At 71.3% G+C, this 21,369-nt stretch carries 21 protein-coding genes; 14 read left to right on the forward strand and 7 right to left on the reverse strand.

Going from position 1 to position 21,369, the window contains the following annotated elements; all coding sequences use genetic code 11:
• Window positions 1–3: 3 nt before the first annotated feature.
• On the reverse strand, window positions 4–1,002 hold the full coding sequence (locus ACQEVJ_RS16215; protein ID WP_433101701.1) for a COX15/CtaA family protein: 999 nt from the start codon (window positions 1,000–1,002) through the stop codon (window positions 4–6).
• 157 nt (window positions 1,003–1,159) lie between these two features.
• Here ACQEVJ_RS16215 and ACQEVJ_RS16220 point away from each other — a divergent pair, with 157 nt between their 5' ends.
• A complete protein-coding gene (locus ACQEVJ_RS16220; RefSeq protein ID WP_433101703.1) occupies window positions 1,160–1,867 on the forward strand; it encodes a GntR family transcriptional regulator in 708 nt (235 codons plus the stop codon).
• Between the two features lie 10 nt (window positions 1,868–1,877).
• Here ACQEVJ_RS16220 and ACQEVJ_RS16225 read toward each other — a convergent pair whose 3' ends face one another.
• The 3 genes from ACQEVJ_RS16225 to ACQEVJ_RS16235 form a co-directional block, all read right to left on the reverse strand.
• On the reverse strand, window positions 1,878–2,792 hold the full coding sequence (locus ACQEVJ_RS16225; protein ID WP_433101705.1) for an EamA family transporter: 915 nt from the start codon (window positions 2,790–2,792) through the stop codon (window positions 1,878–1,880).
• Between the two features lie 172 nt (window positions 2,793–2,964).
• Window positions 2,965–3,681, reverse strand: coding sequence for an ABC transporter permease (locus ACQEVJ_RS16230; protein ID WP_433112781.1), 717 nt, complete (start codon window positions 3,679–3,681; stop codon window positions 2,965–2,967).
• A 56-nt stretch (window positions 3,682–3,737) separates the two neighbouring features.
• On the reverse strand, window positions 3,738–4,694 hold the full coding sequence (locus tag ACQEVJ_RS16235; protein WP_433101707.1) for an ABC transporter ATP-binding protein: 957 nt from the start codon (window positions 4,692–4,694) through the stop codon (window positions 3,738–3,740).
• 338 nt (window positions 4,695–5,032) lie between these two features.
• On the opposite strand from ACQEVJ_RS16235, the gene ACQEVJ_RS16240 reads away from it, so the two are divergent.
• From ACQEVJ_RS16240 to ACQEVJ_RS16285, 10 genes are all read left to right on the forward strand, one after another.
• Window positions 5,033–5,785 (forward strand): helix-turn-helix transcriptional regulator, encoded by a 753-nt coding sequence (locus tag ACQEVJ_RS16240; protein ID WP_433112784.1) that lies wholly within the window; start codon window positions 5,033–5,035, stop codon window positions 5,783–5,785.
• Entirely contained in the window at window positions 5,782–7,194 is a 1,413-nt protein-coding gene (gene sufB / locus ACQEVJ_RS16245) for a Fe-S cluster assembly protein SufB (RefSeq protein WP_433101709.1), read from the forward strand. Before ACQEVJ_RS16240 ends, sufB begins: the two co-directional genes overlap by 4 nt.
• A complete protein-coding gene (sufD, locus tag ACQEVJ_RS16250; protein WP_433101711.1) occupies window positions 7,194–8,318 on the forward strand; it encodes a Fe-S cluster assembly protein SufD in 1,125 nt (374 codons plus the stop codon). Before sufB ends, sufD begins: the two co-directional genes overlap by 1 nt.
• Window positions 8,315–8,644 carry a non-heme iron oxygenase ferredoxin subunit gene (locus tag ACQEVJ_RS16255; protein ID WP_433101713.1) on the forward strand — a complete coding sequence of 110 codons (330 nt, stop codon included), beginning with the start codon at window positions 8,315–8,317 and terminating at the stop codon, window positions 8,642–8,644. The genes sufD and ACQEVJ_RS16255 overlap by 4 nt, the downstream gene beginning before the upstream one ends.
• 6 nt (window positions 8,645–8,650) lie before the next feature.
• Window positions 8,651–9,403, forward strand: coding sequence for a Fe-S cluster assembly ATPase SufC (gene sufC / locus ACQEVJ_RS16260; RefSeq protein ID WP_433101715.1), 753 nt, complete (start codon window positions 8,651–8,653; stop codon window positions 9,401–9,403).
• Window positions 9,403–10,665, forward strand: a complete 1,263-nt coding sequence (locus ACQEVJ_RS16265; RefSeq protein ID WP_433101717.1) for a cysteine desulfurase — start codon at window positions 9,403–9,405, stop codon at window positions 10,663–10,665. The genes sufC and ACQEVJ_RS16265 overlap by 1 nt, the downstream gene beginning before the upstream one ends.
• Before the next feature lie 3 nt (window positions 10,666–10,668).
• Entirely contained in the window at window positions 10,669–11,106 is a 438-nt protein-coding gene (sufU, locus tag ACQEVJ_RS16270) for a Fe-S cluster assembly sulfur transfer protein SufU (protein ID WP_357221914.1), read from the forward strand.
• A gap of 67 nt (window positions 11,107–11,173) precedes the next feature.
• Window positions 11,174–11,572, forward strand: a complete 399-nt coding sequence (locus ACQEVJ_RS16275; RefSeq protein ID WP_433101719.1) for a metal-sulfur cluster assembly factor — start codon at window positions 11,174–11,176, stop codon at window positions 11,570–11,572.
• A 414-nt stretch (window positions 11,573–11,986) separates the two neighbouring features.
• Window positions 11,987–13,546 (forward strand): DEAD/DEAH box helicase, encoded by a 1,560-nt coding sequence (locus ACQEVJ_RS16280; RefSeq protein ID WP_433112787.1) that lies wholly within the window; start codon window positions 11,987–11,989, stop codon window positions 13,544–13,546.
• A 112-nt stretch (window positions 13,547–13,658) separates the two neighbouring features.
• Window positions 13,659–15,485: an alpha/beta fold hydrolase gene (locus ACQEVJ_RS16285; protein WP_433101721.1), complete on the forward strand. Its 1,827-nt coding sequence runs from the start codon at window positions 13,659–13,661 to the stop codon at window positions 15,483–15,485.
• 16 nt (window positions 15,486–15,501) lie between these two features.
• Here ACQEVJ_RS16285 and ACQEVJ_RS16290 read toward each other — a convergent pair whose 3' ends face one another.
• The 3 genes from ACQEVJ_RS16290 to ACQEVJ_RS16300 form a co-directional block, all read right to left on the reverse strand.
• On the reverse strand, window positions 15,502–16,461 hold the full coding sequence (locus ACQEVJ_RS16290; RefSeq protein ID WP_433101723.1) for a carbohydrate ABC transporter permease: 960 nt from the start codon (window positions 16,459–16,461) through the stop codon (window positions 15,502–15,504).
• The gene (locus ACQEVJ_RS16295) at window positions 16,461–17,375 is read right to left on the reverse strand and encodes a carbohydrate ABC transporter permease (RefSeq protein ID WP_433101725.1); all 915 of its coding nucleotides are present in this window, start codon (window positions 17,373–17,375) and stop codon (window positions 16,461–16,463) included. Before ACQEVJ_RS16295 ends, ACQEVJ_RS16290 begins: the two co-directional genes overlap by 1 nt.
• A gap of 156 nt (window positions 17,376–17,531) precedes the next feature.
• Window positions 17,532–18,788, reverse strand: coding sequence for an extracellular solute-binding protein (locus tag ACQEVJ_RS16300; RefSeq protein ID WP_433101727.1), 1,257 nt, complete (start codon window positions 18,786–18,788; stop codon window positions 17,532–17,534).
• A 331-nt stretch (window positions 18,789–19,119) separates the two neighbouring features.
• On the opposite strand from ACQEVJ_RS16300, the gene ACQEVJ_RS16305 reads away from it, so the two are divergent.
• The 3 genes from ACQEVJ_RS16305 (at window position 19,120) to hisG (ending at window position 21,355) form a co-directional block, all read left to right on the forward strand.
• Window positions 19,120–20,085, forward strand: coding sequence for an acetylxylan esterase (locus ACQEVJ_RS16305; RefSeq protein WP_433101729.1), 966 nt, complete (start codon window positions 19,120–19,122; stop codon window positions 20,083–20,085).
• A 100-nt stretch (window positions 20,086–20,185) separates the two neighbouring features.
• A complete protein-coding gene (locus tag ACQEVJ_RS16310; protein ID WP_030507281.1) occupies window positions 20,186–20,449 on the forward strand; it encodes a phosphoribosyl-ATP diphosphatase in 264 nt (87 codons plus the stop codon).
• A 60-nt stretch (window positions 20,450–20,509) separates the two neighbouring features.
• Window positions 20,510–21,355: an ATP phosphoribosyltransferase gene (hisG, locus tag ACQEVJ_RS16315; protein ID WP_433101731.1), complete on the forward strand. Its 846-nt coding sequence runs from the start codon at window positions 20,510–20,512 to the stop codon at window positions 21,353–21,355.
• Window positions 21,356–21,369 lie beyond the last annotated feature (14 nt).

Raw genomic sequence — 21,369 nt, forward strand, 5'->3', positions numbered from 1 at the left:
GGGTCACACCCCCGCGTGGTGGAGCTCCGGCTGCTCGGGAGCGGGGGCGGGCGCGGGGCCCCGGGTCCGCATCAGGAACACGACGCGCAGCGCGCAGACCCACACGAGCGTCGCTCCCAGCACGTGCAGGAGCACCAGCGCCGCGGGGACGGCGAGGAAGTACTGCACATACCCGATCACGCCCTGGGACAGTTCCACCCCGAGCAGCACGAGCGCGGCGCGCCGGGCCCGGCCGGGGGAGTCGCTGACGTGGAGGGCGAACAGCAGGGCGAACGTCAGCCCGACGACGACGTAGGCGATGTCGGTGTGCAGCCGCACCACGCTCTGGATGTCGAAGCCGAAGCGGGAGGCGGCCTCGTCTCCCGAGTGCGGCCCGGTGCCGGTCACCACCACCCCGGCCAGCAGCAGCGCGAAGGCGGCCGCGGCCAGCACGTATCCGAGCGTGCGGATGTCCTTGTGGACCAGCCGTTGCGCCGGGGCGTCGCCCTCGTCCGCCCGGGCGAACAGCACGACGGCGGCGGCGGTCATGCCGATGGACAGCAGGAAGTGGACGCTCACGGTCACCGGGTTGAGCATCGTGTGGACCACGAGCCCGCCCCACAGGGCCTGGACGACGACGCCGGCCGGCTGCAGCAGCGCGAGCCGCAGCAGGACCGGACGGCCGCGCTCGCCCCGCGACAGCTGCCACGCGGCGATCACACACGCGACCGCGACCGCGAGCACGAGGAACGACAGCAGCCGGTTTCCGAACTCGATCGCCATATTGACGGGCGCGTGGGTGTCGATCTTCGCCGGCACGAAGCTGTCCGGCGTGCAGCGCGGCCAGGTCGGGCAGCCGAGGCCGGAGTCGGTGACGCGGACGGCGGCGCCGGTGACCGTGATGCCGACGTTGACCACGATCGCCGCCAGGGCCCACCGCCGCATCGACTCGCCCGTCGGGAACATGAACGAGCGGTAGAAGGCGAGCAGCGTGCCGCGGATCCGGTCAGTCGTGGGCTTCACGGCATTCATCGTAGGCGGCCATGTGGGTGGTCCCTTCTCCGGGCCGCGCGCCGTCCGGCGAGGCCACGCCGCCCCCGGCCGCACGCGTGCTGATCATTTTCCCGGCGGGGGCCGGTACGATCGGCCGTACGGGACCGAGGAGGGCGGTGGCCGGTCGATGAGCGGGGCGTGGGACGGACCGGCGGGCCGCGAGCGCGACGACCGCCGCGCGCCGGCCGCCGGAGTGCGGCAGAACCTGCGCGAGCAGGTGGCGCAGGCGCTGCGCGACGCGCTGGTGGCCGGTGAGATGCGGCCGGGCGTCGTCTACTCGGCCCCCGCGCTGGCGGCCAGGTTCGGGGTCTCGGCCACACCGGTGCGGGAGGCGATGCTCGACCTCGCCAAGGAGGGCCTGTTCGAGGCCCTGCGCAACAAGGGCTTCCGGGTCGCGGAGGTGTCCGAGCGCGACCTCGACGAGATCATCGAGATCAGGCGGCTGATCGAGGTGCCCACGGTGGCCCGGCTCGCCGGAGAGTCCCGGGGCGCGCAGGCGGAGGCGCTGCGCCCGATCGCCGAGGAGATCGTCTCGGCCGCGGGAAGGGGCGACCTGCTCGCCTACGTGGCCGCCGATCAGCGGTTCCACCTCGCCCTGCTGGCCCTGTCGGGCAACGCGCGGCTGGTCGAGACGGTCAGGGACCTGCGCGCCCGGGCCCGGCTCTACGGACTGCGCGGGCTGCCCGACGCGCGGATGATGGCGGCCTCGGCGCGCGAGCACCTCGACCTTCTCGACGCCCTCGTACGCGGCGACGCCCAGGCGGCCGAGCGCCTGATGAACCACCATCTCCAGCACGTGCGCGCGATCTGGTCGGCCGACCCGCCCCCGGCCTGAGCGGTACGGCTCAGGCGTCGCCGACGCGGGTGGCGCCGATGGAGGCGACGACCACGCAGCCGATCGCCGCCCACTCGCGGACCTGGAGCACCTCGTGCAGGACGAACAGGCCGACGAGCGCGGCGGCGGCGGGCTCCAGGCTCATCAGGATGCCGAAGACCCGCTTGGGCATCCGGCGCAGGGCCTCGAGTTCCAGCGAGTAGGGGATGACCGAGGAGAGCAGGCCGACCCCCGCGCCGATCAGCAGGATCTCGGGCCGCAGCAAGTCGCCCCCGCCCGCGGTTACCCCGATGGGCGCGATGACGATCGTGGACACGATCATGGCGAACGACAGCCCGCTCGCGCCGGGGAAGCGGGCGCCGGTGGCCGCGGAGAACACGATGTAGGCGGCCCAGAACGCCCCCGCCAGCGCCGCGAAGCCGATGCCCACCCAGCTCGCGGTCCCCGCCCCTCCCCAGGGAGCGAGCAGGATCACGCCCGCGGCGGCCAGCGCCACCCACAGCAGGTCGAGCCGGCGGCGGGAGGACACCACGGCCAGGGTGAGCGGCCCGACGAACTCGATGGCCACCGCGACCCCGATCGGCAGCCGGGCGAGGGCTTCGTAGAACGACAGGTTCATCAGGCCGAGGCTGAGCCCGAACGCGACGCCGACGGCGAGGTCGCGCCGCGACAGCCCGCGCACCTTGGGCCGGGCGATGGCCAGCAGCATGACGGCGCCGGTGGCGATGCGCAGGAAGACCACGGCCGAAGGGGGCAGCTGCGTGAACAGGTTCTTGGCCAGTCCGGCGCCCACCTGGACCGACAGGATGCCCAGCAGCACCAGCCCCGGCGGCGGTATCGCGTCCGAAGCGGCCCGCAGTGCCCTGCCGGGCGACGGCCTCATGCGATACGGCTCGGCGGCCCCGGGCAGCGATTCAGCCGTCATGCCGCAACTCTCATTTCTCGCCCGTGATCACGCACAACGCCCGCAATCATATGCGCGGGCCGTCGGCGCGCCTCGCGGGACCTCCGGGGTTCCGGCGCGGACAAGGCGGGCGGATGCGGTGGGCCGGCCGGGATGAGGGCCGGGCGGGGTTACTCCCAGCGGCCGGGCGGGGTTACTCCCAGCGGAACGTGCGGGCGGCCAGGGCGAGCGCGGCCACCGTCCAGCACAGCAGCACGAGCAGCGCGCCGCCGGGGAAGCCGCCGCCGTCGCTCAGGACGGTCCGCAGGCCGGAGGTGAGGGCGCTGATCGGCAGCAGCCCGAGCACGTGCTGCACCCCGGCCGGGAACCGGTCCAGCGGGAACAGCACGCCGCCGAGCCCGAGCAGCACCAGGTAGACGAGGTTGGCCCCGGCCAGCGTGGCCTCCGCCCGCAGTGTGCCGGCCATGAGCAGGCCGAGGCCGCTGAAGGCCGCCGTGCCCAGCAGCAGGAGCGGCAGGGCCCAGAGCGGGTCGCCGTGCGGCGACCAGCCGAGCGCCAGCGCCACCGCGACGATCACCACGACCTGCAGCGCCTCCACGGCGACGACCGCGACGGTCTTGGCCAGCAGCAGCCCGGTCCGCGACAGCGGGGTCGCGCCCAGGCGCTTGAGCACGCCGTACCTGCGCTCGAAGCCGGTCGCGATCGCCTGCCCGGTGAACGCGGTCGACATGACCGCCAGCGCGAGGATGCCGGGGGCGACGAAGCCGACGCGCGGGCCGCCGCCGACGTCCACCAGCGGGGCCGTGGAGAAACCGACGAGCAGCAGGATCGGGATGATCATCGTGAGCAGGAGCTGCTCGCCGTTGCGCAGCATGGCGCGGATCTCCGCGCCCGCCTGGGCGAGGACCATCCGGTGCAGCGGCGCGGCCCCCGGCCGCGGCGTGAGGTCCAGCGTGGCGATCGTGCTCAACGCAGCTCCCTGCCGGTCAGTTCGAGGAAGACGTCCTCCAGCGTGCGCCGCTCGATGCGCAGGTCCTCGGCGGTGACGCCCTCGGTCGCGCACCATGCGGTGACGGTGGCGAGCAGCTGCGGGCCGACCTGCCCCTCGATGATGTAGTGCCCCGAGGGCGACTCCTTGGCGGCGCTGCCCGGCGGCAGCGCCGCCAGCAGTTCCTCCAGGTCGAGTCCCGGGCGCGCGCGGAACCTGAGCTGGCGCTCGGCGCCGGTCAGCGACTCGGGCGTGCCCTCGGCCACCACCCGGCCGTGGTCGATGACCACCACGTGGTCGGAGAGCTTCTCCGCCTCGTCCATCTGGTGGGTCGTCAGCACCACCGACACCCCGGCGGTGCGCAGCGCGGCGACCAGGTCCCAGCAGGCGTGCCGCGCCTGCGGGTCGAGCCCGGCGGTCGGCTCGTCCAGGAAGACCAGCTCGGGCCGCCCGATCACCGCCGCCGCGAGCGACAGGCGCTGCTGCTGGCCGCCCGACAACCGCCGGTACGGCGTGCGCGTGTGCCCGGCCAGGCCGAGCAGGCCGAGCAGGGCGTCCGGGTCGAGCGGGTGGGCGTAGAACCGGGAGACCACCCGCAGCCACTCGCCGGCGCGGGCGGCGGGAGGCACCCCTCCCGTCTGCGGCATGATCCCCAGGCGCGGCCTGAGGGCGGGGTCGGCCGGGTCCAGGCCGAGCACGCGCACGGTCCCGCCGTCCGGCCGGCGGAAGCCCTCGCAGATCTCGATCGTGGAGGTCTTGCCCGCGCCGTTCGGCCCGAGGATCGCCGTGACGGCGCCCCGCGCGCAGGTGAGGGACAGCCCGTCGACGGCCGTGGTGCTCCCGTAGCGCTTGACCAGCCCGTCGATCTCGACCGCCGGCGCGCCGTCGCCCGCGCTGCCGAGCGTGCTCTCGAACGTGCTGTCAACCCCCGGCACTCCCACCGGCCTCCCCTCGCAGGACCGACCGCCGGAGCCGGCCGGATGCGGGCGGCCCTGGTCAGTCGTCGACGGCATCGAGTCTAGGGAGCGGGAGGCGCGCTCTCGTCGGCGAGTACCGCCATTCCAGCCCTTGGAGGTAAAGGATGCGGAAAAGTCATGTCGTCGCAGGTTAGGTAAGGCTTGCCTACGTGAGAAATTACATCCCCATCGACCTCGCCTTGGGTTTGTCGGCGGGGAAGGAATTACGGCACACTGATGTTGTGAAATACGTGCAGGGGAAGCAGATCGCCGAGAAGGCCGTGGTGACGCGGCCCGTCTCGGCATCCCCTGTGCACATGGACATCAGTGCCGAGCGCGGGACCCGTGCCAGGGTGGCACGGCTCATCCTGGAGCACGGCCCGGTGACCGCGGCGGCGCTCGGTGAGCGGCTCGGGCTGACCCCGGCCGCGGTGCGCCGCCATCTCGACGCGCTGCTGGCCGAGGGCATGATAGAGCCCCGTACGGCCCGCCCGCGCGGCCAGCGGGGGCGCGGCAGGCCGGCGAAGATGTTCGCGATCACCGACGCGGGCCGCAGCGCATTCGTCCACGCCTATGACGACCTCGCCGGCAGCGCGCTGCGCTTCCTGGCCGAGCGCCTGGGCGGCGAGGCGGTGTCGGAGTTCGCGCAGGCGCAGGTGTCCGGGCTGGTCGGCCGGCTCGAGGCGCTGATGCGCGAGGTCCCCGCCGAGCAGCGGGTCCGCGTGCTGGCCGAGGCGCTGTCCGCCGAGGGCTACGCGGCGTCGGCGTCCGCGACGGGCAAGGGCGGCGAGCAGCTGTGCCAGCACCACTGCCCGGTCGCGCACGTCGCGGCGCAGTTCCCGCAGCTGTGCGAGGCGGAGACCGAGGCCTTCGCCCGGCTGCTTGGCACGCCGGTGCAGCGGCTCGCCACGATCGCCAACGGCGACGGGGTCTGCACCACCCACGTGAGTTCACACGCGCTCGCCGCACGGCACGCGCGTCCCGATCTATCGACCGCCGATCTATCGTCCGCCGATCTATCGGCCGCACATCTATCGAGCACAACGACGAGCAAGGAGTCCGGAAGGTGACTGTCACCGACCGCCCGGAGCTGGAAGGCCTCGGGAATTACAAGTTCGGCTGGGCCGACACGGACGTGGCCGGGGCCACCGCCCGGCGTGGGCTGTCCGAAGAGGTCGTCCGCAACATCTCCGCGCTCAAGAACGAGCCGGAGTGGATGCTCGACCTGCGCCTCAAGGGCCTTCGGCTGTTCGGGAAGAAGCCGCTGCCGACCTGGGGCTCCGACCTCACCGGCATCGACTTCGACAACATCAAGTACTTCGTCCGCTCGACCGAGAAGCAGGCGGCGTCCTGGGACGAGCTGCCCGCGGACATCAAGAACACCTACGACAAGCTCGGCATCCCCGAGGCGGAGAAGCAGCGCCTCATCGCCGGCGTCGCCGCCCAGTACGAGTCCGAGGTCGTCTACCACAAGATCCGTGAGGACCTCGAAGAGAAGGGCGTCATCTTCGTCGACACCGACACCGGCCTGCGCGAGCACGAGGAGCTCTTCAAGGAGTACTTCGGCACGGTGATCCCGGTGGGCGACAACAAGTTCGCCGCGCTCAACACCGCCGTGTGGTCGGGCGGCTCGTTCATCTACGTGCCGCCGAACGTGCACGTCGAGATCCCGCTGCAGGCCTACTTCCGGATCAACACGGAGAACATGGGCCAGTTCGAGCGGACGCTGATCATCGTGGACGAGAACTCCTACGTCCACTACGTAGAGGGCTGCACCGCGCCGATCTACTCGTCCGACTCGCTCCACTCGGCGGTCGTCGAGATCATCGTGAAGAAGGGCGCGCGCTGCCGCTACACGACGATCCAGAACTGGTCGAACAACGTCTACAACCTGGTCACCAAGCGCGCCGTGGCGTACGAGGGCGCGACCATGGAGTGGATCGACGGCAACATCGGCTCCAAGGTCACGATGAAGTACCCGGCCGTCTACCTCATGGGCGAGCACGCCAAGGGTGAGACGCTGTCGGTCGCCTTCGCCGGCGAGGGCCAGCACCAGGACGCGGGCGCCAAGATGGTGCACCTCGCGCCCAAGACGTCCTCGACGATCATCTCCAAGTCCGTGGCGCGCGGCGGCGGCCGCACGTCCTACCGGGGCCTGGTGCAGATCGAGGAGGGCGCGGCCGGCTCGGCCTCGACCGTCAAGTGCGACGCGCTGCTGGTCGACCAGATCAGCCGGTCCGACACCTACCCCTACGTGGACGTCCGCGAGGACGACGTGTCGATGGGCCACGAGGCCACGGTCTCCAAGGTGTCGGAGGACCAGCTCTTCTACCTGATGAGCCGCGGCCTCGGCGAGGACGAGGCGATGGCCATGATCGTGCGCGGCTTCGTCGAGCCGATCGCCCGCGAGCTGCCCATGGAGTACGCCCTGGAGCTCAACCGCCTGATCGAGCTGCAGATGGAAGGAGCGGTCGGCTGATGGGCCTGGAGACCAAGCCGCTGTCGACGCTGCACGAGAAGTCGTCCTACGACGTGGCCGACTTCCCGGTGCCGACGGGCCGCGAGGAGGAGTGGCGGTTCACGCCGCTGTCGCGGCTGAAGGGGCTGCACAACGGCACCGTCGCCGTCACCGGCGGCGTCGTGGTGGACGTCGAGGCGGCGCCCGAGGTGCGCGTCGAGACCGTCGGCCGCGACGACGCCCGGCTGGGCCGGGCGTACACGCCGGCCGACCGGGTCAGCGCGCAGGCGTACTCGGCGTTCGAGAAGGCCACCGTCGTCACGGTGCCGAAGATGACGGCCGCCTCCCGGCCCACCGTGATCACGCTGCGGGGGTCCGGGGCGGGCGCCGCCGCGTACGGGCACATCCTCGTGTCGGTGGAGCCGATGGCCGAGGCCGTGCTGGTCCTGGACCACGGCGGCAGCGCCGTCTACGCCGACAACGTCGAGTTCGACGTGGCCGAGGGCGCGACGCTCAAGGTCGTCAGCCTGCAGGACTGGGACGACGACGCCGTGCACGTCTCCCACCACCACGCGCGGCTCGGCAAGGACGCGACGTTCCGCTCGTTCGTGGTCACCCTCGGCGGCGACCTCGTACGGCTGTCGCCCTCGGTGTCGTACACCGCCCAGGGCGGCGACGCCGACCTGACCGGCCTGTACTTCGTGGACGCGGGCCAGCACCTGGAGCACCGCCTGCTGGTGGACCACAGCGTGCCGAACTGCCGCAGCAACGTGACCTACAAGGGCGCGCTGCAGGGCGACGGCGCCCACGCGGTCTGGATCGGCGACGTGATCATCCGGGCCGAGGCCGAGGGCACCGACACCTACGAGCTGAACCGCAACCTCATCCTCACCGACGGCGCCCGCGCCGACTCGGTGCCCAACCTGGAGATCCTCACCGGCGAGGTCGCGGGAGCGGGCCACGCGTCCGCCTCCGGCCGCCTCGACGACGAGCACATCTTCTACCTGCAGGCCCGCGGCATCCCGTTCGACGAGGCGCGCCGCCTGGTCATCCACGGCTTCTTCGCCCAGCTGCTGGAGAAGATCGAGGTGCCGGAGATCCGCGAGCGCGTCATGTCCGCGGTCGAGGCGGAGCTGGCCCGATGAGCGCCGAGACCGCCCACTGGGAGAAGGTCTGCCAGGTCGGCGACATCCCCGAGGGCGGCGTCATCGGCCTGGAGGTCGGGGAGACGCCGGTCGCGCTGGTGCGGACCGGCGACGAGGTCTTCGCCCTGCACGACGTGTGCTCCCACGCCGAGGTCCGCCTCAGCGAGGGCGAGGTCTACGACCACACGCTGGAGTGCTGGCTGCACGGCTCCTGCTTCGACCTGCGCAGCGGCAAGCCCACCGGGCCGCCCGCGACCAGGCCCGTCAACGTCTACCGAGTCAAGATCGAAGGCGACGACGTGTACGTCTCGCTCTCGAAGGAGTAAATACAAGTGTCCACCCTTGAGATTCGTGACCTGCACGTCGCCGTGGGCGACAAGGAGATCCTGCGCGGCGTCGACCTGACGGTCCGCAGCGGCGAGACCCACGCCATCATGGGCCCGAACGGCTCGGGCAAGTCCACGCTGGCGTACGCCGTCGCGGGGCACCCCAAGTACACCGTCACCTCCGGCTCCGTGCTGCTCGACGGCGAGGACCTGCTGGAGATGTCGGTGGACGAGCGCGCCCGCGCCGGCCTGTTCCTCGCCATGCAGTACCCCGTCGAGGTTCCCGGCGTCAGCGTGTCGAACTTCCTGCGCTCGGCGATCACCGCGGTCCGCGGCGAGGCGCCCAAGCTGCGCGAGTTCGCCAAGGAGTTGAAGGCGGGCATGGACGGGCTGTCCATCGACCCGGCCTTCGCCCAGCGCAACACCAACGAGGGCTTCTCCGGCGGTGAGAAGAAGCGCCACGAGATCCTCCAGCTCGAGCTGCTCAAGCCCAAGATCGCCGTGCTGGACGAGACCGACTCCGGCCTCGACGTCGACGCGCTGCGCGTGGTCTCCGAGGGCATCAACAGGTTCCGCGCCTCCGGTGACACCGGCGTGCTGCTGATCACCCACTACACCCGCATCTTGCGCTACGTGAAGCCGGACTTCGTCCACGTCTTCGCCGGCGGGCGCGTGGTCGAGGAGGGCGGCCCCGAGCTGGCCGACAAGCTGGAGAACGAGGGGTACGAGGCGTACACAACGAAGGCGGCGTCCGCCTGATGAGTGCGCCCGGCTTCGACGTGGAGAGGATCAGGAAGGACTTTCCGGTCCTCGCCCGCGAACTCCCCGGAGGCAGGTCGCTGGTCTACCTCGACTCCGGCAACTCCTCCCAGAAGCCGACCCAGGTGATCGAGACCATGCGCGATCACCTGACCTGGCACTACGGCAACGTCGGCCGGGCGCTGCACGTGCTGGGCAGCGAGTCGACCGAGGCGTACGAGGCCGCGCGCGACAAGGTCGCCGCGTTCGTCAAGGCCCCGTCGCGCGAGGAGATCGTCTTCACCAAGAACGCCTCCGAGGCCCTCAACCTCGTGGCGTACGCCTTCGGCAACCCTGTCGGCGAGGACGAGCGGTTCAGGATCGGCCCCGGCGACGAGATCGTCATCTCGGAGATGGAGCACCACTCCAACATCGTGCCGTGGCAGCTGCTCGCGCAGCGGACCGGCGCGACGCTGCGCTGGTTCCCGGTGACCGACGAGGGCCGCCTCGACATCGGGAACCTGGATGAGCTGGTCAACGAGCGCACGAAGATCGTCTCGATCGCGCACCAGTCGAACGTGCTCGGCACGGTCAACTCGGTCTCGCCGATCCTGGCCCGCGTGCGCGAGGTCGGCGCGCTGATGATGCTCGACGCGTCGCAGTCGGTGCCCCACCAGCCCGTGGACGTGACCGAGCTGGGCGTCGACTTCGTCGCGTTCACCGGCCACAAGATGGTCGGGCCGTCCGGCATCGGCGTGCTGTGGGGCCGCCGCGAGCTGCTCGACGCCATGCCGCCGTTCCTCGGCGGCGGCGAGATGATCGAGGCGGTCTGGATGGACCGCTCGACGTACGCGCCGGTGCCGCACAAGTTCGAGGCGGGGACGCCGCCCATCGTCGAGGCCATCGGCCTCGGCGCCGCGGTCGACTACCTGACCGCCGTGGGCATGGACCAGATCAAGGCGCACGAGAAGGAACTGGTCGCGTACGCGCTGGACGCGCTGCCGGAGGTCCCCGGGCTCAGGATCATCGGCCCGCACACGCCCATCGCCCGCGGCGGCACGATCTCGTTCACGCTGGAGGGGATCCACCCGCACGACGTGGGGCAGATCCTCGACGACGTGTACGGGATCGCGGTGCGGGTAGGTCATCACTGCGCCCGGCCACTGCACCTCAGGTTCGGAATTCCGGCGACCACGCGGGCGTCTTTCTACCTGTACAACACGACGGCCGAGATCGACGCGCTGGTCCGCGGCCTCCACCACGTGCAGAAGGTGTTCGGCTGAGCCATGATCGGTGAATCGATGTACCAGGAGCTGATCCTGGAGCACTACAAGCATCCCCAGGGGCGGGGCCTGCGTGAGCCGTACGACGCGGAGGTGCACCACGTCAACCCGACCTGCGGCGACGAGGTGACGCTGCGAGTGAAGGTGGCCGACGGCGGCAAGGTGCTCGACGTGTCCTACGACGGTCAGGGTTGCTCCATCAGCCAGGCCGCCGCCTCCGTGCTGCACGAGCTCGCCACCGGCTCCACGGTGGAGGAGTCGCTGTCGGTGGTGGACGAGTTCACCCGGCTCATGCAGGGCAGGGGCCAGGTGGAGCCCGACGAGGACGTGCTGGGCGACGCGGTGGCGTTCGCCGGTGTGGCGAAGTTCCCCGCCCGCGTCAAGTGCGCGCTGCTGGCCTGGATGGCCTACAAGGACGCGCTGATGAGGAGCCAGGGATGACCGGCGGCCGCCGGTGCGTTGGTGAGAACGGCGCCGCGCCGCGGGCGCCGCGAGGTGAGGAGACGACGTGAGCAAGCCGACCCAGACCCCCACGGGACCGGTCGCCGAGACGGACGGCGCCGCCCCCGGCACGTACGACGGGGAGACCGCCCTCGACGACGTGCTGGATGCGCTGAAGGACGTCGTGGACCCCGAGCTGGGGATCAACGTGGTGGACCTCGGCCTCGTGTACGGAGTGAACCTCGACCCGGCCGGCGAGGGCGAGCGCCCGATAGCCACCATCGACATGACGCTGACCAGCGCCGCCTGCCCGCTGACCGACGTGATCGAGGACCAGGCCAACTCGGCGCTCGCCGACCTGGTCTCCAACGTGGTCATCAACTGGGTGTGGCTGCCGCCGTGGGGCCCCGACAAGATCACCGACGAGGGTCGCGACCAGCTTCGCATGCTCGGTTTCAACGTCTGACCGGCCGGACCGGGTCCGGTCCTGCCACCCGTGTGTCCGGGGTCTCGCGCCCCGGACACGCGCGTTCCACCGGTCGTTCCCTCGGTGTTCGATCCTGCCGGGCTCGACGCGGCGCCTCCGCCGCCGTCCGGCCGCGGAATCGCCATCCCGGCGCGGGAATGCCGTACAGTTGTTCTTTGCTTTGCTTTGCGCGACGTGAGTGACGGGCGTCCGTGGGATGCCGCCACCCAGCGGTCTCCACTTCTGCGGGACGCACTCACGGCATCACCCGGGCGCAGGCCGCTTTCAGTCTCCGACCCGCGGCGCTCGATCGGTACGGCTCGCCTGCCGTACGTGTTCCGGCTCGTCCTTTCGCAGAAGTGACGCGCCCACGTGTTCCGGCACGTCATTGACGAAAGGCACGATTACGTGACCATGCTCGACCTCGGTGAGGGCACCGAGACCCGCGCCGAGTTCGCACTGCTGGGGCTGCCCAAGCCGCTCGTGGCGGGGCTGGCCCGGCAGGGCATCACCGCGCCGTTCCCGATCCAACGGGCGGCCATCCCCGACATCCTCGCCGGCTGCGACGTCCTCGGCCGGGGCCAGACCGGCTCCGGCAAGACGCTCGCCTTCGGCCTGCCCACGCTGACCAGGATCGCGGGGGAGAAGGCACGCCCCGGCCGGCCCCGGGCTCTCGTCCTGGTGCCCACCCGCGAACTGGCCCTGCAGGTGGCCGACGCCCTCGAACCGCTCGGCCGCGGGCTGTCGCTGCGCACCCGCACGGTCGTCGGCGGCATGTCCATGGGCCGCCAGATCGAGGACCTGCGCCGGGGGGTCGACATCGTCGTCGCCACGCCCGGCCGTCTCACGGACCTCATCGAGCAGGGCGAGTGCGCGCTGGACGACGTCCAGATCACCGTCCTCGACGAGGCCGACCACATGTGCGACCTCGGGTTCCTGCCCGTGGTCAGCGCGCTGCTGGCGCGCACGCCCGCCGACGGGCAGCGCCTGCTGTTCTCCGCGACGCTCGACGGCGACGTGGACAGGCTGGTCACGCGCTTCCTGACCGACCCGGTGATCCACTCCCTGGACCCGGCCACCTCCTCGGTGGAGACGATGGAGCACCACCTGCTCCAGGTGCACCGCGACGACAAGGCGGACGTGACGGCGGAGATCGCCAACCGGGCCGGCCGTACGATCCTGTTCGTCCGCACCCAGCACGGCGTGGACCGCGTCGTGAAGCAACTCGCCCGGTCGGGGGTCCGCGCGGGCGGCCTGCACGGCGGCAAGCGGCAAAACCAGCGCACCCGCATCCTCGACGGGTTCCGCGAGGGCACCATCGGGGTGCTCGTCTGCACCGACGTCGCCGCCCGCGGCATCCACGTGGACGACGTGAGCCTCGTGCTGCACGTGGACCCGCCGGCCGACCACAAGAGCTACCTGCACCGGGGCGGCCGCACGGCCCGCGCGGGCGAGCGCGGCGTGGTGCTGACGCTGGTCCTGCCGAGCGAGCGCCGCGCCACCGAGTCGATGACCCGCAAGGCGGGGGTCACCCCGTCCCGTCACCGGGTGGCGCCGGGCGACCCGATCCTGGCCGAGATCGCCGGGGCCCGACGGCTGAGCGGCGAGGCCGTGCCGGTGTGGGAGCCCGACGTGCGCAGGCCGCTGCGGCCCGCGCGGGACGACCGGGCCGGCCGTCGCAGGCACGGCGGGGAGCGTCATCGCGGCGCCGACCGCGCGGGCGACGGGGACGGCCGTCGCAGGCGGTCGGACCAGGGTGAGCGGCCTCGCGGTCCCTGGACCGGCGACGGCCGGGCCGACGGCCGCGCCGAGCCGCACGGCGGCCAGCGCCGTGGCCGCACGGGTGGGCACGGCGGCCAGGCCGGGCACGGGGGTCAGAGCGGGCACGGGGGTCAGGGCGGACGCGGAGGCTACGGCGGGGATGCCGGCCGTGGCGGGCGCCGCGGCGGCGGAAGCCGCTTCACCGGCCGCTGAGTCCTCCCCATCGCGCTGTCTTCCACACCAACGGGCCGTCCGAACGGGCGGCCCGTTGGCGTACGGGGGTCCTGTTGACACGAAATATGTAGACCGGTCTATTCTTCTCCGCATGGTCGGAACCAAGAGAGCCGAGCCTCGGGACGACGGGGCATCCCCTGACGACGGCACGGAGGTCTCGTCAGCCGGGGACCGGCACGCGCTGGTCCTGGGCGCGACCGGCTTCGTCGGACGCCACCTGGTTCTCGCGCTCGGTCACGCCGGCGTCCGGGTGAGCACGGCCGGCCGGAGCCACGAGTCCTACCGGCGGCTCGCCCGCTGGCTGGCCGAGCACGGGCATGACGAGGCCCCGGCCGACCTCCGGGTCGATTTCACGAAGCCGTCGCTGATCGAGGGGGGACTCGACGACGTCACGGAGGTCTACAACTGCGCCGGCGCCTACCGGTTCGGCATGCCGGCGGACGAGGCCCGCCGTGCCAACGTCGACAGCGTCCGCGCGGTCGTCGCCTTCGCGGCGCGACTGCCGCGGCTGCGCCGCCTCGTCCACGTCTCCGGGTATCGCGTGGGCCGGCAGGACCCCCGTCCCTGGAGCGAGGAGCAGCGGCGGAAGACCTACCGGGCCCTGGGCGCGTACGAGGCGTCCAAGGTGGAGGCGGACGCCGTCTTCCAGACCGAGGCGGAGCGGCTGGGCGTGCCCTGGTCGGTCGTCAATCCGGCGAGCGTGATCGGTGACAGCGTCACCGGCGAGTCAGGACAGTACCTCGGGCTCGCGTCGACCCTGCGCGACCTCTGGCAGGGCGGTCTCGCGGCGGTTCCGGGGAACGCGCGGACGTTCGTCCCCGTGGTCGCGGTCGACTACCTCGCCCGGTTCATGACCCTGCTGCCGGTGGACGAGACCGCCGAGCGCGCCTCCTACTGGTTGCTGGACGACGACACGCCCCCGCTGCCCGGCCTGCTCGCGCTCGTCGCGGAGCACTACCGGGTCGAGACGCCCCGCGTGCGGGTTCCGGTGGCCCTGGTGAAGCGCCTGCCCCGCCGGCTCACGAAGGCCGATCCGGAGACGCTGACGTTCCTGTCGAGCGACCGTTATCCCACCGGCTCGGCGCGTGCCTTCGCCGCCCGTCACGGGCTGGCCATGCCGGACACCGCCACGACGATCCGCCGCTGGGCCGACCACCTGGCGGCGACCCGCTTCGGGGACGCCCCCGCCGGCGGTGGACGGTTCACCGGCCCGGCTGGGGTGCGGACCTTCGAGCTCGGCGAGTCGGGCGCGTCCACGGTGGTGTTGCCGGGTCTGCCGGTCAACGCCGACACCTGGGCGCCGGTCGTCGCGGCGATGGGCCGCGCCCGCGCCGCCGACCTGCCGGGGCTGGGGATGAGCGCGGGAGGCCGCGACGACTGGCCGTCCTGGCTGACCGCCCTCATCACCGAGACCGGCGCACACCACCTGGTCGGTCACTCCATCGGCGCCGCCGCAGCCGTCGAGGCCGCGGCCGCCCATCCGGGCGCGGTGGACCGGCTCACGCTCGTGGCGCCGTTCTTCCTCCAGGCGCGCTCCGCTCCCGCCGTCCGGCTTATGGCCCGCTGGTACCTCAGCCGGGTCTCTCCCCGGGCGCTGTCCGAGCGGCTCACCGGAGATTCGGCGCACGCGCCCGCCCTCCACTCCAGCGTGGCGGATCTGCGCTGCGGCGCCGCCGCGGCGGCCGCCCGGCTCCTGGCCGCCGCGGCGTCGGACCGGTGGCGGGCGGACCTCCGGGCCGAGCTGGCGCGCTACCCGGGACGCGTGCACGTCGTCGTGGGCTCCCGCGACCCCCTCAGCCCGGAAGGGCGGGCCCTGCTGGACACGCTCCCGAGGGCCACCGTGACGGTGATCCCGGGCGCGGGTCATCACCCCCAGCTGACGCACCCGGAGGAGGTCGCCAGGGCCGCCGGCGCGTAGCGCGCCAGTGCGCCGTTCAGCCCTTCAGGCCGCTCAGCACGATCCCGCGGGTGAAGTAGCGCTGGAAGGCGAGGAAGAAGGCGATCGACGGCAGGGAGGCGAGCAGGCCGCCCGCCATGATCGCTCCCTGGTTCTGCGCGCCCGTGAAGTAGGAGTTGAGGCGGGCCAGCGCGACCGGGATGTTCGCCATCTCGTCGCTCTGCACGATGATCAGCGGCCAGAGGAAGTTGTTCCACTCCGCGAGCACGATGAAGATCGACATCGCGGCGAGGGCCGGGCGCAGCAGCGGCAGCACGATCTGCCACCAGATGCGCCACTCCCCGGCGCCGTCGACCCGGGCGGCCTGGATGAGCTCGTCCGGGATCGAGTGGAGGAACTGCACCAGGAAGAACAGCACGAACGCCTTGGCCAACGCCGGGATGATGTAGCCCTGATAGGTGTCCAGCCAGCCCAGGTTCCGCATGATGACGTAGTTCGGCACCAGGGTGGTCTGCCAGGGCACCATCATCGAGGCGACGACCAGCAGGAAGATCAGCCGCCGCCCCGGCACGCGGTGCTTGGTGATGACGTACGCCGCCAGCGAGGCGATCAGCAGCGACCCGACCGTGATCGCGACCGTGATGACGAAACTGTTGAACATGAAGCGGCCGAACCCGAAGTCCACCTGGAACCGCTGGAAGATGCCCTGGAGATGGCCGGGGTTGACCTGGGTGGGGGAGTAGCCGGGGTCGTAGAAGTTGTTCAGCGTGGGATGCTCGGGCACGAACGAGGGCGGCTGCCGGTTCAGCTCCGTCACCGGCTTGAACACCGTGATCAGCATCCAGTAGAACGGCGTGATCATGGTGAGCGACAGCAGGTAGAACGGCAGGCGCAGCAGGTGTCCCCGCCAGGTGGTGCCCGTCCCGGCGGCGGGCGCCTGCCGGGTCGCGGCGGCCGGGTCGGCGACGATCGGTGTGGTCGTGGGGGCGACGGCCATCACAGCTCCTTCAGGGCGCGGCCGATGCGGAGGTTGACCATGCTGAGGGCGAAGATGATCAGGAAGAGCACCCACGCGATCGCCGAGGCGTAGCCGAGCTTGAAGTGCGTGAAGCCCTGGTCGTACAGGTAGGGCACGATCATCAGGCCCGAGTCGAGCACGCCGCCGATGTTGTTGGTGCCCCGGAACACGATGTAGACGGCTTCGAAGACCTGGAAGGCCCCGATCAGGCCGGTCACGACCACGTACGTGGTGACCGGGCGCAGCAGCGGCAGCGTCACCCGGCGGAACTGCTGCCAGGCGGTGGCGCCGTCGATGCGGGCCGCCTCGTAGTACACCTGCGGGATCGTGTTGAGCCCGGCGACGTACAGGACCATGCCGTAGCCCATCCCGCCCCACACCGACATGAGCACGAGGATCGGGATCGTCAGCCCGGGGGTGGCCAGCCACTCGACGGCCCTGCCGCCGACCCAGGTGGCGACGGTGTTGGCCAGGCCGAAGTCCCCTGGGTTGAAGATCCACTTCCAGAGCAGCATGAGCGCGATCGACGAGGTCACCGAGGGCAGGAAGAAGATCGTCCGCATGATGCGGTGCGGCCAGCTCGACCCGCTGAAGGCCAGCGCGAGGCCGAGCGACAGCAGCGTGCCGATTCCGACGGACGCCACGACGTAGAGGAACGTGTTGCCGAGGGCGTGCCGGAACCGGTCGTCGTCGAACAGCAGACGGCGGAAGTTCTCCAGCCCCTGAAACTCGGGGGCGTTCACCCCGTCGAACTTCGTGAAGCTGAGGTAGAGCGAGTTGGCCAGCGGCCAGACGAGGAACCCGGCGAACAGGCCGAGGAACGGCAGCAGCATCAGATAGGAGGTGCCGTAGCGGCGCCATCGTTGCCGGGGCGCGGCGGCGTGGGTTGCCATGTCGTCTCCAGTCAGGTCGTTCCCTGGTCGGGTCGTTCCCTGGTCGGGTCGTTCCCCGGTCGCAGGGAAACCGTGGGCGGACCCGGGCAGGTGTGGAGGACGGAGGCCGCGGCCGGTGAGTGGTCAGGCGTCACCGGCGAGCCACGGCCGTCCCGGCTATCCGGCGTTGCGCTCCATGACCTCGGCGGCCTCGCCCAGGGCCGTCTTCACGTCGGCCTTGCCGAGGATCGCGGCCTGGAATTGCTTGGCCACGTCGGACGCGCTCTCGTCCCAGCCGGGACACCCGGGCGCCGCCGCGCCGGTCTTGATGATCTCCGCGAACACCGCCGAGTGCTCCGGCGTGAACGGGGAGTCGGCGACCTTGTCCGGGCGGGGCGGGATGTAGGCGACGTTGCGTGCCTTCGACTCCGCCGACACCGCGTCGACGGCCTCGTCGGTGTAGAGGAACTTGACGAAGTCCGCCGCCTGCTGGATGTGCTTGCTGTAGGACGTGACCCCGACGGCCCGGCCGCCGATGAAGGTCGTGGGCCCCGCCGGGCCGGCCGGCAGCGGGGCGATCGCCCACTTGCCCTTCATCTTGGGCTTGCTGGTGTCGATGCCGAGGGCGTTCCAGTTGCCGCCGTAGACCATCGCGGTGCCCGCGTCCAGCGCGTCGGAGGTCGTCACCGTGTCGGTCGGCGCGCCGTACTTGCGGTGCAGGTCGATCCAGTACGACAGCGCCTGCTCGGCCTGCGGGGTGTTCAGCGAGGGCTTGCAGTCCGGCGTGTAGAAGGTGCCGCCCGCCTGGTAGAGGAAGTTGAAGTAGCCGATCCAGTCGAGGTTGCCCCAGTCGATGCTGAACGGCGTCTTGACCCCCGACTTCTTGAGCTTCTCGATGTCGGCGGTCAGTTCCTCCCAGGTCTTGGGCGGCTCCTTGATCCCCGCCTTGTCGAACAGGTCGGTCCGGTAGTAGAGCGCCTCGGTGGACATGTCGAGGGGAACGCCGTAGATCGTGCCGTCGGGGGAGACGGCCGACTTCCACTGGGCGGGCTGCGCCTGGGCCTGGAGCTGCTCGATGCCGTACTTGCGCAGGTCGACCATCCCGCCGCGCAGGCCGAACTGGATGGTCCAGGTCATGCCGCCGGAGATGATGTCGGGCCCGCTACGGCTGGTCGAGGCCGCCAGCAGCTTCGCGTACGCGTCGTCCCAGCTCAGCGTCTGCACCTTGATCGTCACGTTGGGGTGCGTCTTCGTGTACAGGTCGGCCGCCTTCTGGAAGGACGCCGTCTCGTCGTCGCCCCCGGTGGACCACCACGTGATCGAGGCGGGGGCGTTCGCGTCCGCCTGCTTGGTCTCCGACGTACCGCTTGTCGCGCAGCCCGCGCCGAAGGCGGCGATCAGGGCGGCGCAGGTGGCCGCCGTCGTTCGTCGCATGGACGTCTCCGATCTCTACGGAAAGTGATCGACTGACATGTCGTGCCCCCCGAGAGGCGGCCCGCCGCGAGGCCGTGCCCGTGCGGTGCACCTCCCACGCTTCGAATTCGTGCAGAGTCCAGCACTAAACCGGATTAGTTTCAAGAGGGCGTTTCATGCCGTCAATCCGGACGTCACGCCGTTCAGGGCGCGATTTCGCAGGTCAGACGGGTTGTCGATGGCGAGGCGGTTTCCGGCGGAAGACTCTTAACCGGGTCAGAAGTCTGAAACAGGGCACTTGTGTAACCTTGCGGCGTACACGAGCCAGGCCCACCACCCACGGGAGCCCCCCATGTTCGTCGACATGCCCCTTGACCGGCTGCGCGCGTACCTGCCCGAGCGCCGGGAGCCCGCCGACTTCGACGCCTTCTGGGAGCGCACGCTGGCCGAGGCCCGCGCGCACGACCTGAACCCCGTCTTCGAGCCTTACGAGGCCGACCTCGCGCTGGTGGACGTGGCCGATGTGACGTTCGCGGGATTCGGCGGGCATCCGATCAAGGGGTGGTTCATCGCGCCCGCGGGCGCGTCAGGACCGTTGCCGTGCGTGGTGGAGTTCATCGGGTACGGCGGCGGCCGCGGCCGGCCGCACGACTGGCTGCTGTGGCCGGCCGCCGGATACGCGACCTTTGTGATGGACACCCGCGGGCAGGGCGGCACCTGGCGCTCCGGCGACACCCCCGACCCGGTGGGCGGCAACGGCGCGCAGATCCCCGGCAAGCTCACCCAGGGTGTGTTCGACCGGGACGACTACTACTACCGGCGGCTCTACACCGACGTCGTGCGCGCGGTCGAGGCTGCGAGGTCGCACCCCCTGGTGGACGCCGGGCGGGTCGTCGTGACCGGCGGCAGCCAGGGCGGCGGCATGGCGCTGGCGGCCGCCGCGCTCGTGCCGGACCTCGCCTACGCGTTCGTCAACGTGCCGTTCATGTGCGACATCCGGCGGGCCGTCGAGATCACCGAGGAGGACCCGTACGGCGAGCTGGGCCGGTTCTGCGGGATCCACAGGACCCGGGTCGAGGACGTCTTCGCGACCCTCGACTACTTCGACGGACTGCACTTCGCGGCCCGGGCCCGCACGCCCGCCCGGTTCTCCGTCGCCCTGCGCGACGGCGTCACCCCGGCCTCGACCGTGTTCGGGACCTACAACCACTACGCCGGCCCCAAGGACATCACGGTCTGGCCGTTCAACGGCCACGAGGGCGGGGAGTCGCAGCAGGCGCTCGAGCAGCTGAGGCTGGCCAGGAAGATCCTCGGCTGAACTCGATCTCGCAGGATGGACGCGGGGGGCGGCGGTCCGCCCCCGCGACTACCCTGGGGCCGATACCCTGAACGCGCAGGCCCACGACCCGAGAGAGACCATGAAGACCTTCGAAGAGCTGTACGCCGAGCTGGCAGAGAAGGCGCGCACCCGGCCCGCGGGGTCCGGCACCGTGGCCGCCCTGGACGCCGGCGTCCATGCCATCGGCAAGAAGGTCGTGGAGGAGGCCGCGGAGAGCTGGATGGCGGCCGAGCACGAGTCGGCGGACCGGGCGGCCGAGGAGATCTCGCAGCTGCTCTACCACGTCCAGGTCCTGATGCTGGCGCGCGGGATCGGGCTGGACGAGGTCTACAAGCATCTGTAGCCGCCGCGGCGGCCCCGGATCGTCCATCGACCTCGTTCTGCCTGAAAGGATCTCCTGCTCATGCTGCGCATCGCCGTACCGAACAAGGGCGCGCTCTCCGAGGCCGCCCAGACCATGCTGAAGGAGGCGGGCTACCGCCAGCGCAGGGACAGCAAGGAGCTCGTGGTCGTCGACTCCGAGAACTCCTGCGAGCTGTTCTTCCTCCGCCCGCGCGACATCGCCGTCTACGTCGGCGAGGGCACCCTCGACGCCGGGATCACCGGCCGCGACATGCTGTTCGACTCCGGCGCCCCGGCCGAGGAGGTCATGCCGCTCGGGTTCGGCCGGTCGACGTTCCGCTTCGCCTCCACGGCGGGCGCCTACTCCGACGTCTCCGCCCTGTCCGGCCTGCGCATCGCCACCTCGTACGCCGGGCTGCTCGGCAAGTACCTCGCCGACCAGGGCGTGGACGCGCGGGTCATCAAGCTCGACGGCGCGGTCGAGACGGCGATCAGGCTCGGCGTCGCCGACGCGGTCGCCGACGTCGTGGAGACCGGCACGACGCTGCGCAACGTCGGCCTGGAGGTGTTCGGCGAGCCGATCGCGCACTCCGAGGCCATCTTGATCAAGAGGGCCGGCGCCCTGGAGGCCAACGGGTTCCAGCAGCTCATCCGCCGCCTCCAGGGCGTGATCGTGGCCCGCGACTTCGTCATGATCGACTACGACATTCGGGCCGAGCGCATAGACGAGGCCATCGCCCTCACCCCGGGCATGGAGGGGCCGACCGTCTCCCCGCTCCACCGCGAGGGCTGGGTGGCCGTGCGGGCGATGGTCCCGCGCAAGGGCCACCAGCAGGTGATGGACCAGCTCTGGGAGATCGGCGCCAAGGCGGTCCTCGCCACCGCCATATTCGCCTGCCGGCTCTGACCCGTCGGACGGCG

Origin of the sequence: Microbispora sp. CA-102843, assembly GCF_050936215.1 — a bacterium.
Classification (GTDB): Bacteria; Actinomycetota; Actinomycetes; order Streptosporangiales; family Streptosporangiaceae; genus Microbispora.